10 protein-coding genes are annotated in these 11,512 nt (G+C 67.5%); 8 read left to right on the top strand and 2 right to left on the bottom strand.

Annotated elements, in window-relative coordinates:
• Nucleotides 1–223: 223 nt before the first annotated feature.
• Nucleotides 224–844, bottom strand: coding sequence for a thymidine kinase (locus tag H3005_RS15205; RefSeq protein ID WP_099819678.1), 621 nt, complete (start codon nucleotides 842–844; stop codon nucleotides 224–226).
• Between the two features lie 102 nt (nucleotides 845–946).
• Here H3005_RS15205 and H3005_RS15200 point away from each other — a divergent pair, with 102 nt between their 5' ends.
• The gene (locus H3005_RS15200; RefSeq protein ID WP_100554511.1) at nucleotides 947–2,923 is read left to right on the top strand and encodes a UvrD-helicase domain-containing protein; all 1,977 of its coding nucleotides are present in this window, start codon (nucleotides 947–949) and stop codon (nucleotides 2,921–2,923) included.
• Between the two features lie 262 nt (nucleotides 2,924–3,185).
• Nucleotides 3,186–3,710 carry a GNAT family N-acetyltransferase gene (locus H3005_RS15195; RefSeq protein WP_191078502.1) on the top strand — a complete coding sequence of 175 codons (525 nt, stop codon included), beginning with the start codon at nucleotides 3,186–3,188 and terminating at the stop codon, nucleotides 3,708–3,710.
• A gap of 38 nt (nucleotides 3,711–3,748) precedes the next feature.
• Here H3005_RS15195 and H3005_RS15190 read toward each other — a convergent pair whose 3' ends face one another.
• Nucleotides 3,749–4,402: a DUF480 domain-containing protein gene (locus tag H3005_RS15190; protein ID WP_100554314.1), complete on the bottom strand. Its 654-nt coding sequence runs from the start codon at nucleotides 4,400–4,402 to the stop codon at nucleotides 3,749–3,751.
• A gap of 100 nt (nucleotides 4,403–4,502) precedes the next feature.
• Between H3005_RS15190 and H3005_RS15185 the strand changes: the two genes are divergently transcribed.
• From H3005_RS15185 to H3005_RS15160, 6 genes are all read left to right on the top strand, one after another.
• On the top strand, nucleotides 4,503–5,423 hold the full coding sequence (locus H3005_RS15185) for a 5'-nucleotidase, lipoprotein e(P4) family (protein ID WP_100554315.1): 921 nt from the start codon (nucleotides 4,503–4,505) through the stop codon (nucleotides 5,421–5,423).
• Complete coding sequence (gene pyrF / locus H3005_RS15180; protein ID WP_100554316.1) at nucleotides 5,420–6,145, top strand: orotidine-5'-phosphate decarboxylase; 726 nt, start codon at nucleotides 5,420–5,422, stop codon at nucleotides 6,143–6,145. The genes H3005_RS15185 and pyrF overlap by 4 nt, the downstream gene beginning before the upstream one ends.
• A 219-nt stretch (nucleotides 6,146–6,364) precedes the next feature.
• On the top strand, nucleotides 6,365–7,189 hold the full coding sequence (locus tag H3005_RS15175; protein ID WP_191078501.1) for a serine protease: 825 nt from the start codon (nucleotides 6,365–6,367) through the stop codon (nucleotides 7,187–7,189).
• A gap of 316 nt (nucleotides 7,190–7,505) precedes the next feature.
• A complete protein-coding gene (locus H3005_RS15170; protein ID WP_100554318.1) occupies nucleotides 7,506–8,459 on the top strand; it encodes a hypothetical protein in 954 nt (317 codons plus the stop codon).
• Nucleotides 8,459–11,095, top strand: a complete 2,637-nt coding sequence (plsB, locus tag H3005_RS15165) for a glycerol-3-phosphate 1-O-acyltransferase PlsB (protein WP_099819471.1) — start codon at nucleotides 8,459–8,461, stop codon at nucleotides 11,093–11,095. The genes H3005_RS15170 and plsB overlap by 1 nt, the downstream gene beginning before the upstream one ends.
• Nucleotides 11,092–11,448, top strand: coding sequence for a hypothetical protein (locus H3005_RS15160; RefSeq protein WP_100554319.1), 357 nt, complete (start codon nucleotides 11,092–11,094; stop codon nucleotides 11,446–11,448). Before plsB ends, H3005_RS15160 begins: the two co-directional genes overlap by 4 nt.
• Nucleotides 11,449–11,512 lie beyond the last annotated feature (64 nt).

Below are 11,512 nucleotides of genomic sequence, written 5' to 3'. Positions count from 1 at the left end.
GGAAACTGTCAGAGGTGGGGCGGTGTCGGATTGCGGGGTGTCAGCCGCATGGATGCGGCTGCCAAGCCTACAGGGACGTACTTGCGGCGTCCCCGCTATCCGACACCGCCCCGCCATCCCACCGAATGCCAGCTGTTGCTGTTGCTGTTGCTTCTGAGGTTGCCGGCCAGCGGCCGGCACTACCGCGTCGGCAGGTGCAGGGCGCAGCCCTGCCGAAAAACCCTTACAACGGCAGCGGTGCCTGCGCCGGATCGATCCGACCCTCGCCACGAGTGATCTTCTTGAACTCGGCGCGGCTGACCGACACATAGCGCTCGTTGCCGCCGATCTCCACCTGCGGGCCGTCCTGCACGGCATGGCCGTGTTCGTCCACGCGCACGGTCATGGTCGCCTTCTTGCCGCTGTGGCAGATCGTCTTGATCTCCTGCATCTCGTCGGCCCAGGCCAGCAGGTATTGGCTGCCCTCGAACAACTCGCCGCGGAAATCGGTGCGCAGGCCATAGCACAGCACCGGGATGCGCAACTGGTCGACCACCTCGCTGAGCTGCCAGACCTGGCTGCGGCTGAGGAACTGCGCCTCGTCCACCAGCACGCAACCCAGCGGCCCGTTGGCCTGCAGATCCTGCGTGACCCACTGCTGCAGGTCGGTGTCGCGTTCGAAGGCCATGCCGTCGGCGCGCAGGCCGATCCGCGAGGCGACCACGCCCGCGCCGGCACGGTCGTCCAGGCGCGGGGTCAGGATCGCCACGCGCATGCCGCGCTCGCGGTAGTTGTGCGCGCTCTGCAGCAGGGTGGTGGTCTTGCCGGCGTTCATCGCCGAATAGTAGAAATAGAGCTTGGCCATCGGCCGATTGTACGACGCCACCCGGCACCGGCCGAAGCTGTTCAGCAAGCCCACCGGCCGGCGGCTGTGGCCGCCACCAACGCCCGCTACAATCCCACCCCAATGCACGGTCTCAATCCCCCCCAAGCTGCCGCCGTCCTCCACATCGAAGGACCGCTGCTGGTGCTCGCCGGCGCCGGCAGTGGCAAGACGCGCGTGATCGTGGAGAAGATCGCCCACCTGATCGGCTGTGGCCGCTACCCGGCCAAGCGCATCGCCGCGATCACCTTCACCAACAAGTCGGCCAAGGAAATGCGCGAGCGCGTGGCCAAACGCCTGCGCGAGCAGGATGCCGATGAAGTGACCATCTGCACCTTCCATGCGCTGGGCCTGAAGTTCCTGCAGATCGAGCATGCCGCGGTCGGGCTCAAGCGCGGTTTCTCGATCTTCGATGCCGATGACGCGGCCGCGCAGATCAAGGACCTGATGTACGGCGCCAAGCCAGACGACATCGAGGACATGAAGAACCTGGTGTCGCGCGCCAAGAACGCCGGCCTGTCGCCGGAGCAGGCGATGGCCGCTGCGCGCAGCAACCGTGAAAAGGAAGCGGCCGGCATCTACGAGCGTTACCAGCTGCGCCTGAGCGCGTTCAACGCAGTGGACTTCGACGACCTGATCCGGCTGCCGGTGCAGATCCTGGAAGAGAACCCGGACATCGCGCTGGCCTGGCGCGAGCGCATCGGCTATCTGCTGGTCGACGAATGCCAGGACACCAACGATGCACAGTACCGCCTGCTCAAGCAGCTGGCCGGTGACAAGGGCAACTTCACCTGCGTGGGTGATGACGACCAGTCGATCTACGCCTGGCGTGGCGCCAACCCGGAAAACCTGCAGCAGATGGGGCGCGATTACCCGGCGCTGGAAATCATCAAGCTGGAGCAGAACTACCGGTGTTCCAACCGCGTGCTGCGCGCAGCCAACGCGTTGATCGCCAACAACCCGCATGAGCATCTGAAGAAGCTGTGGAGCGACCAGGCTGACGGCGAGCGTATCCGCGTGTGGGAGTGCCGCAACAGCGAGCACGAGGCCGAGAAGGTCGCCGCCGAGATCGCGTTCGTGGCGCAGACCCGCAACGTACCGTGGAGCGATTTCTGCATCCTGTTCCGTGGCAATTTCCAATCGCGCCCGCTGGAAAAGGCGATGCAGCTGCTGCGCATTCCCTACCACCTGAGCGGCGGCACCATGTTCCTGGAGCGCCAGGAAGTGAAGGACACGCTGGCGTGGCTGCGGTTGCTGGTGAACCCGGACGACGACACCGCGTTCCTGCGTGCGGTGCAATCGCCCAAGCGTGAAGTCGGTGCCGGCACCCTCGCCAAACTGGCTGAACTGGCCTCGGAAAAAGACATGCCGATGGCACAGGCCGCCGAGGCGATCGGCGCGCTGCAACAGTTGCCACCGCGCGCGGCCAACAGCCTGGCGCGCTTCACCGACATCCTGCGTGACCTGCGCGCGCAGACGCGGCAGATCAGCTCCGGCGACATGATCCGCAAGGTCGCCAAGGAATCGGGCCTGCTCAGCGAACTGCGGCAGCAAGCCAAGGAAGAAGCCAGCTACCAGCGTCGCGCCAACAACATCGAAGAACTGGCGCAGTGGTTCGAGGGCGGCCCGCGCGGCGCTACCGCTGCCGATCTCGCTGGCCAGCTGGCGCTGCTGTCGCGCAGCGACAAGGATGAGGGCGGCAACCAGGTGCGGATGATGACCATGCATGGTTCCAAGGGTCTGGAATTCCCCTACGTGTTCATCGTCGGCTGCGAGGATGGCGTGCTGCCGCACCAGGTCAGCCTTGACGAGGGCAACCTGCAGGAAGAGCGGCGCCTGCTGTACGTGGGCATCACCCGCGCCAAGATCCAGCTGTGGATGAGCTACAGCAAGCTGACCCGCAAGTTCGGTGAGCACGTGCGGCTGAAGCCGAGCCGCTTCTTCGAGGAGATTCCGGCCGAGGAGATCCAGCGCGATGGCGCGGATCCGGTGGCGGATGCGGCGCGGAAGAAGGAGCGGGCGACGGCGGGGTTGGCGGCGATCGAGGCGTTGTTCGACTAAGGCGTTCCAACGGCGCCGCCCCTCCGTGGTGGAGCGCGCGCTGGCTCCGCGGTGTGGCCGGTCGGGGTGGGTCCGCGGGGGACGCCGTGAACCCGTCCCTGGGGGCTTAGCCGCGCCATCCATGGCGCGGATACCCCCGCGAACCCACCCCGACCGGCCTCTGACAGATTCCGGGCGCGTCCTGCCACGGCAATGCAAAGAAAATCAAAATCAACAGCCGGGGGCTGAGGCACAATCGGGGCTTCCGTCTGGAGGTTTGTCCGTGCAACCGATTGAAAGCGAACGCCTGCGGCTGCGGGCCATTGAACCGGACCGCGATGCGGTGCCGATGCTGGCGCTGCTCAACGATCCGGGTTTCGTGCGTTTCATCGGTGATCGCAACGTGCGCGATGAGGAACAGGCGCGCGAGTACATCGCCCTGCGGGTGCTGCACAGCTATGCGTTGAATGGCTTCGGCATGTATGCGATCGAGCGGCTGTCCGATGGCGCGTGGCTGGGCAACGCCGGGCTGGTGCGCCGTGAGGGGTTGCCGGGACCGGACGTCGGTTATGCGGTGCTGTCGGAATTCGCCGGGCAGGGCTATGCCGGCGAGGCGGCGCGGGCGGTGTTCAATCACGCACGCACGGTGCTGGGCCTGCAGGATCTCTACGGCATCACCGATCTGGACCACGTGGTGTCCGGAAAGATCCTGCTGGGTCTGGGCATGCACGAGCGCGGGGTCATTCAGCTGCCGGGTATCGACAGCCCCAGCCGCCTATACGCCACGCTCGGCGCGGCCGAGGTTTGATCGTGGTGGGTGCCGACCGTTGGTCGGCACCCACCGCCTCAGCCGCCGCGCAGCTCCGCCAGCTGTGCCTGCAACTCGGCCACGGCCGCTTCCAGCTGGGCCACGCGCTCCGCCAGGCCGGGGTCGGCCGACTCGGCACCGCCGCCACTGCTGGCGTACTTCGCTGCCAACGCCGCGCCGTCCACTTCACCGCACAGCAGGTGCATGTAGCGGTCTTCGCGCTGGCCGCTGGCGCGCGGCAGCACTACCAGCAGGGCACGCTGCTGCAGGCGCTCGATGGCGTGGCGGGCTTCGTCGGCATCCGCGAAGCGGTGCAGGCGCTCGGCACGGGTGACCAGTTCGCCAAGCGTCTGCGGCCCGCGCAGCAGCAGCAGGGCCAGCAGCACGGTCTGCTGCCGGGTCAGGTCCAGCGCGCTCTGCAGGCGGTGCTCGTAGCGGTCGGCGCGCGAGGAGAAGTGCTGGCGGGCCAGGCCCAGGGTCTCCAGCTGGCGCAGCGCATGCTCCACGCTGCCGGCGCTCACGTTCATCACCGGCTCGCGGGCGGTCTTCTGGTTGGCGGCCGATTGCGCGGCGTTGACCGTCAGTGGGTAGGTGTCCGGGGTGGTGGCTTCCTTCTCCACCAGGCAGCCCAGCAGGCGGGCCTGTACGGCATCCAGCAGCGGAACGTCGGGGGTCTGGGCAGGATCGGTCATGGCGGCTTCCGGAAGACAACAGGTCAACCACCAAGCATAGCCGTCCCGGCGGCGCCTTTGCCGGTAAAATGGGCCGGTATATCTGATTGCCGGTGAATCCATGCGTCGTCCTGTGTCCCTGTCTTTGACCCTGCTCGCCACCGCGGCGCTGGGCCTGTCCGCCTGCAAGCGCGTGGAAGCGCCTGCCGAAGCCGCCACCCCGCAAGCGCCGGCCGCTGCCGCCAAGGCAGACGGTGCGCTCGACGCGACCGCCAACGACAACCTCAATGCCGTGCTGTGGATGCAGCGCGCTCAGGAATACAAGGCGATCACCGAGCAGACCTACCGTGCCGCCGCCGACCACCTGGACGTCGCGCTGAAGGAAGCCCACTGGGATGCGCTGGTGCCGGAAGAGCGCGGCAACGAGGCCAAGGGCCTGAAGCCGGCCGTGGTGCTGGACGTGGATGAGACCGTGCTGGACAACTCGCCCTACCAGGCGCGCCTGGTGCGTGACGGCAAGGAATACGACGAACTCAGCTGGGACCAGTGGGTCGCCGAAAAGAAGGCCAAGGCCATTCCCGGCGTGGTCGACTTCGCCAAGGCCGCCAACGCCAAGGGCGTCACCCTGCTGTACATCTCCAACCGCGCCGTGCACCTGAAGGACGCGACCCTGGCCAACCTGCGCGAGCAGGGCCTGCCGGTGGCCGATGACAGCGTGTTCCTCGGTCTGGGCACCGTGGTCGAAGGCTGCGAGCAGGCCGGCAGCGAGAAGAACTGCCGCCGCCGCCTGGCCGGCCAGAAGTACCGCGTGCTGATGCAGTTCGGCGACCAGCTGGGTGACTTCGTGGAAGTGACCGCCAACACCAATGATGGCCGCGACGCGCTGCTGCAGCAGTACCACGACTGGTTCGGCGAGCGCTGGTGGATGCTGCCGAACCCGACCTACGGCGGCTTCGAGCCGGCGCAGTTCAACAACGATTACTCGCAGTCGCGCCAGGCCCGCCATGACGCCAAGCGTGCCGCGCTGGACTACGCGCCGTGAGCCGCGCCCCGCTGCCGCTGCGTGACGACGAGCGTCTGATTTTCGCGCTGGACGTGCCTGACCGCGTGCAGGCGCTGGAGTGGGTCGACCGCCTTGGCGACAGCGTGGCGTTCTACAAGATCGGCATGGAACTGCTCGCCTCCGGCGAGTACTTCCAGGTGCTGGACGAACTGGCACGTCGCGACAAGCGGGTGTTCGTCGATCTGAAGTTCTTCGATATCCCGGCCACCGCCGCCGCGGTGATCAAGCGCCTGGCGCAGTGGCCGGTCAGCTACGCCACCATCCACGGCTGGCACCCGGCGATGATGGAGGCCTGTGCGGCCGCCAACAGCGGCGACATGCGCCTGCTGGCAGTGACCGTGCTGACCTCGATGGGCCGCGCGGATCTGGCGCAGATGGGCATCGACCGCGAGCCGGTGGAGGTCGTGGTCGAACGCGCGCTGGCCGCACAGGCTGCTGGCATCGACGGCGTGATCGCCTCCGGTCAGGAAGCGGGTCCGATCCGTGCCGCGACCGGGGCCGGTTTCTCGATCGTCTGCCCGGGCATCCGCCCCGGTGGCCCGGTCGGCGATGACCAGAAGCGCACTGTGGGCGTGGCGCAGGCCTTTGCCGATGGCGCCGATGCCATCGTGGTCGGCCGTCCGATCCGCCTGGCATCTGATCCGCAGGCCGCAGCACGGGCGATCCAGCAGGAAATCGCGACGGCTCTGGCCGCGCGCTGAGCCCCGCTCCGACGGCGGTCACGCCGGCACCACGAACGCCATCCCGCCGAATGCGGGGTGGCGTTCGCATTTGTGTCTGTTGCCCTGACGCACCCGACCCCAGCCCGGGAAACTGTGCGCCACATCGCGCTGCGCGGGTGGAGCGACCTCTATCAATCGATGCACCAGCACGGACCGCGGCCGTGCCGGTTCCAACCATCGATAGAGGAATACACGGATATGTATCGCAGCACCTCTTTGCTGTTCGGCAGCCTGTTGGCCGCCGCCATCGTCTTTCCCGCTGCGGCGGCACCCCAGCCCCGCGAAGCGCCGCGCATCATCGGCGGCGAGGCCGCCAGGCCCGGTGACTACCCGTTCATGGTCAGCATCCAGCGCCTGTCGTACGGCGACAGTGACCATGGTCGCCACTGGTGTGGTGCCACACTGATTTCCCCCTCATGGGTGCTGACGGCCTCGCACTGCGTGGAGGGCGATCGCCCCGGTGATCTGGCCGTGCTGGGCGGCGTCACCGCGTTGTCCACCGAGCCATCGGCACGCGCATCCAACGTCAAGGCCATCCACGTGCATCCGGCGTTCAACAGCGGCAATTCGCTGGAGCATGACGTCGCCTTGATCCACCTGAGTGCGCCGTTGGCCGATGCGCAGCCGGTGGCGCTGCGGTTGCGGCCCGATGCCAGCTATCTCAAGCCAGGCAGGCAGTTCACGGTGATCGGCTGGGGCGATGCCGACATCGGCGAAGGGCGCCTCTATCCCACCCAGCTGCAGACGGTGCAGACCCCGTTCGTGCCCTTCGCCGAGTGCCAGCAGGCGTACGCGGGTGAGCTGGCACGCGGCAAGGTCATCTGCGCCGGCCGCGAGGGGATCGACAGCTGCCAGGGCGATTCCGGTGGTCCGCTGCTGCTGCGCCTGCGCGAGGGCTGGACCCAGTTCGGTGTCGTCAGCTGGGGCGAAGGCTGCGCGCTGGCCGGCTACCCCGGCGTTTATGCCCGAATCGCCGAAAAACATGCCGTAGATTTCATAGAAGCGGTCTGGCAACGCGATTGATTCAATAAAATCAATGAGTTGAATGATGTTTTGTCATGTGTTGCATTAACTTTGCGGGCAGCGTAGGATCGCCGCCATCCGGTCTTCGGGCCGGACATGCGCCACAACACTGTCCACCGGCCTTGCGCCGGTTTGAAGAGTCTGCGATCCCTGTGATCCGGGCTCTTTTTTTTGTCTGCCCGGTGCGGGGAGGCCCGTCGGCTCGCGGCATGGAGCCACCATGCAGTACGTGCCATGGCGGAAACCGTGACGCCCCGGCTTGCCGCTGTCACGTCGCAGGCCGCAAGATGCGGACCGGTCCGGGGAGTCCGATTGCATGAGCGTTGTAGTGCGAGGAAGGTCTGCGCGGGGATGGGGGCTGGCGGCCATGCTGCTGCTGGCCATCGCCGCGTGCCGTGAATCCGGCAGCGATCCGGCCGCCGCGCCGGCCGAACCTGTCGCCGCGGTACAGGCGATGGCGCAACGGCTGGCCGAGGACGATCTGATCGGCTACGCAAAGCTGTCGGTGCCGCCCAGCCAGTATCAGCGCCTGCAGCAGGCCTGGGCCGATGGCCACAGCCAGTGGCCGCTGACGGGACTGCCGCTCGGCGACCAGTTGCTGCCGATGCTGGCGGCGCTGCGTGAGCCCGGCGCCAGCACGCAACTGCAGCGCAGTTTCGACCGTCAGCTGGCCGGACAGGCCCGCGCCGTACGCCAGGCGGCGCAGTCGATGGGCAACTTCGGCGTGCAGTACCTGCGGCACCAGAAGGGCTACACGCCTGGCCAGCAGGCGCATTACATCCAGCTGGTGCAGACCCTGGCGGCCTGGGCCCAGGACGCGCCCATCAGCGACCGCGCCAGGGCCCGCAGCAGCATCGCCGCCCTCGTCGGTGCCGCAGCCAAGGTCGGTTTCCAGGACGACGCCGGCCTGCAGGCCGCGGGCATGGAAGGCAGCCTGCAGCAGCTGGCGCCGTTCATCCACACCGTCAAGGCCGTGCTGGCCAGCTATGGCCTGGGCGTGGACGAGGCGCTGCGCAGCGTGCGTGGTGAGCTGCTGTCGGTGGAGGGCGACAACGCCCTGGTGCGCTTGCAGTACGAGCTTGCCGGCCGCGCGATGACCGTGCAGGTACCGCTGAGCCGGCGCGAGGGCCATTGGTACCTGACCCGCACCCTGGCCGATACCGACGCCCTGTTGCGCCAGGCCGATGCCGCCCGCGCCGCCGCCGCGCCAGAGCCTGCACCCGCCCCCGCAACCGATGGGGAAGCGGCAACGCCATCGGCTAAGCCATAATGACGTCGATGTCGAAACAGAACCCGCTGCCGTTCCCCGGCGAAGAATCCCAGCCGACGCCCGCCGACACGGCGCCGGCGTCCCCCTCGACCGACGCTGGCACGCCGCCGGCGGCGACGCCCGTGCACGCGCGTCCTGCTGGCCGCCGCCCGCTGTGGGCGCGTCTGCTCGGGCGCCTGGTGGAACCCTGGCTGTCGCTGAAGATCGAGCCGGAAGACCCGGGCCAGTACAACGATGGCCGCCCGGTCATGTACGTGCTGGAAGACTACGGCCTGTCCAACGCGCTGATCCTGGACAAGGCCTGCCGCCAGGCCGGCCTGCCGTCGCCGCTGGTGCCGCTGGCCGGTGACCCCACCGGCCGCAAGCGCGCCTACCTGGCCCTGTCGCGCCGCAGCTCCAGCAACTCGCTGATTCCCGAGCAGCGCGGTGCCAAGACCCATTCCGATTCGCTGGCCAAGGTCCTGCAGGCCCATCGCGTGCGCGACGACCTGGATGTGCACCTGGTGCCGGTATCGATCTTCGTCGGCCGCGCCCCGGACAAGCAGAGCGGCTGGTTCGCCGTGCTGTTCTCGGAAAACTGGGCGCTGGTCGGCCGTTTCCGCCGCCTGCTCGGCCTGCTGCTGAACGGCCGCAACACCATCGTCCGCTTCGCACCGCCGATCTCGCTGCGCTCGACCATCGACGAGGGCCTGGAGCCCGAGCGTACGGTGCGCAAGCTGCAGCGCGTGCTGCGTACCCATTTCCGCCGCATCCGCGAGTCGGTGATCGGTCCTGACCTGTCGACCCGGCGCCTGCTGGTGGACCAGGTGCTGGCTGCCGAGACGGTGCGTGAGGCGATCGCCTCCCAGGCCAAGCGCGACAACAGCAAAACCAGCGATGCCTGGAAGAAGGCGCACGCCTACGCCTGGGAAATCGCCGCGGACTATTCCAGCCCGGTGGTGCGCTCGGCCAGCTTCATGCTCAGTCACGTGTGGAACCGCATCTACGCCGGCGTGCTGGTGCACCACCTGGACAAGTTCAAGGCTGCTGCACCGGGCCACGAAGTGGTCTACGTGCCCAGCCACCGCAGCCACATGGACTACCTGCTGCTGTCCTACCTGCTGTACGACCGCGGTATCGTGCCGCCGCACATCGTGGCCGGCATCAACCTGAACCTGCCGGTGGTCGGCACCCTGCTGCGCAAGGGCGGTGCGTTCTTCATCCGCCGCTCGATCCGCGGCAACGCGCTGTACTCGGCGGTGCTCAGCGAATACGTCGCGCAGCTGGTCGCAGGCGGCTACTCCATCGAGTACTTCGTCGAGGGTGGGCGCTCGCGTACCGGTCGCCTGCTGCAGCCCAAGGGCGGCATGATCTCGATGACCCTGCGCGCGTTCCTGCGCCAGCCACGCAAACCGGTGCTGTTCCAGCCCATCTACATCGGCTACGAGAAGCTGATGGAGGGCGGCAGCTACCTGGATGAACTGTCCGGGCGGCCGAAGGAAAAGGAATCGATCTGGCAGCTGCTGTGGGGCATCCCCAAGGTGCTCAAGCAGAACTACGGCCAGGTGGTGGTGAACTTCGGTGAGCCGATCGCGCTGAACGATGTATTGGCCGAGAAGGCCCCGGAGTGGGGTGGCGAGGCGGTGTCCGAGGACGAGAAGCCCTCGTGGCTGTCGACCACCGTCGACACCCTGGCCGAGCGCATCCAGGTGCGCATCAACGGCGCGGCCGACGTCAATCCGATCAACCTGCTGGCGCTGGCCCTGCTGTCCACGCCCAAGCATGCGATGGGCGAGGCCGACCTGATCGCGCAGATCGAGCTGTGCAAGACCCTGCTGGTGGAGATGCCGTATTCGGGCCGGGTGACGGTGACCCCGCACTCGCCGGAGCGGATCATCGCCCACGCCGAAGAGATCAACGTCCTTACCCGCATCAAGCACCCGCTGGGCGACGTGCTCAGCGTCAGCGGCGATACCGCAGTGCTGCTGAGCTACTTCCGCAACAACGTGGTGCACCTGTTCACCGCGTCGTCGTGGGTGGCCTGCTGCTTCCAGAACAACCGCCGCATGAGCCGCACCGGCCTGGTCCAGCTGGGCCGCACGGTGTACCCGTTCCTGCAGGCCGAACTGTTCCTGCCGTGGACCGAGGACGAGTTCGCCCAGCGCATCGACCAGACCATCGACGTGTTCGTGCGTGAGGGCCTGCTGCAGAACGTCAACGAAGACGACGGCGGCATCCTGGCGCGCAACACCGGGCAGACCGACGAAGTGTTCCGCCTGCGGGCGATCGGGCATTCGCTGCAGCAGGCGTTCGAGCGGTATTACATCGCCATTTCGGTACTGGTGAAAAACGGCCCGGGTACGCTCGGTGCCGCCGAACTGGAAAGCCTGTGTCAGCAGGCCGCGCAGCGCCTGAGCCTGCTCTATGCGCCGGCCGCGCCGGAGTTCTTCGACAAGTCGCTGTTCCGCGGCTTCATCCAGAAGCTGCGCGAGCTGCGCCTGGTGTGGCCGGACGAGAACAGCAAGCTGCTGTTCGACGAGCGCCTGGATGCCTGGGCCAAGGATGCCAAGTTCATCCTCGGCCGCGAGCTGCGCCACACCATCGAACGGGTCAGCCCGGAAGCAGCGCGCCCGGACGAACCGGCACCGCAGGATTGAACCTGCGGCGCCTGTCGGGCCTGGCCGCGTTGATCGCGGTCGGAGGCCTTGCGGCGGCTTCGGTGCAGGCTGCAGAGGCCTGCGTGGACGATACCCTGCCGGGGCGCCTGGCCGATGCGCCGGTGCGCCTGTGTATCGAGGCAAAGGCCGGGCAACCGGCGCGGTACCGTCTGTGGCTGGCTGGCGAGGTGCGTATCAGCGGTGATGAACCCGCCGCTCGGCAGGGCCTTGCCGGTGACTGGTACGGCCATCCGCTGGGGCTGCGCTGCACCGGTGCCGATAACGTGCGCCGCTGCGACCTGACCGTGGACGGCGAGGCGGCCTGGAGTGCGGAGCTGGTGCTGCCGCGTTGATGCAGGGCCCCATCCACGCATGGCGTGGATCTACTGGGACATCCCGGCATGGCGTGGAACCATA

Origin of the sequence: Stenotrophomonas sp. Br8 (genome assembly GCF_014763005.1) — a bacterium.
In the GTDB taxonomy this organism is placed as follows: domain Bacteria; phylum Pseudomonadota; class Gammaproteobacteria; order Xanthomonadales; family Xanthomonadaceae; genus Stenotrophomonas; species Stenotrophomonas lactitubi.
This window is presented reverse-complemented; position numbering and strand designations above follow the sequence as displayed.

Coding starts and splice junctions, on each gene's coding strand:
- H3005_RS15205 (WP_099819678.1), bottom strand. CDS start 844: ATGGCCAAGCTCTATTTCTACTATTCGGCGATGAACGCCGGCAAGACC.
- H3005_RS15200 (WP_100554511.1), top strand. CDS start 947: ATGCACGGTCTCAATCCCCCCCAAGCTGCCGCCGTCCTCCACATCGAA.
- H3005_RS15190 (WP_100554314.1), bottom strand. CDS start 4,402: ATGACCGATCCTGCCCAGACCCCCGACGTTCCGCTGCTGGATGCCGTA.
- H3005_RS15185 (WP_100554315.1), top strand. CDS start 4,503: ATGCGTCGTCCTGTGTCCCTGTCTTTGACCCTGCTCGCCACCGCGGCG.
- H3005_RS15175 (WP_191078501.1), top strand. CDS start 6,365: ATGTATCGCAGCACCTCTTTGCTGTTCGGCAGCCTGTTGGCCGCCGCC.
- H3005_RS15170 (WP_100554318.1), top strand. CDS start 7,506: ATGAGCGTTGTAGTGCGAGGAAGGTCTGCGCGGGGATGGGGGCTGGCG.
- plsB (WP_099819471.1), top strand. CDS start 8,459: ATGACGTCGATGTCGAAACAGAACCCGCTGCCGTTCCCCGGCGAAGAA.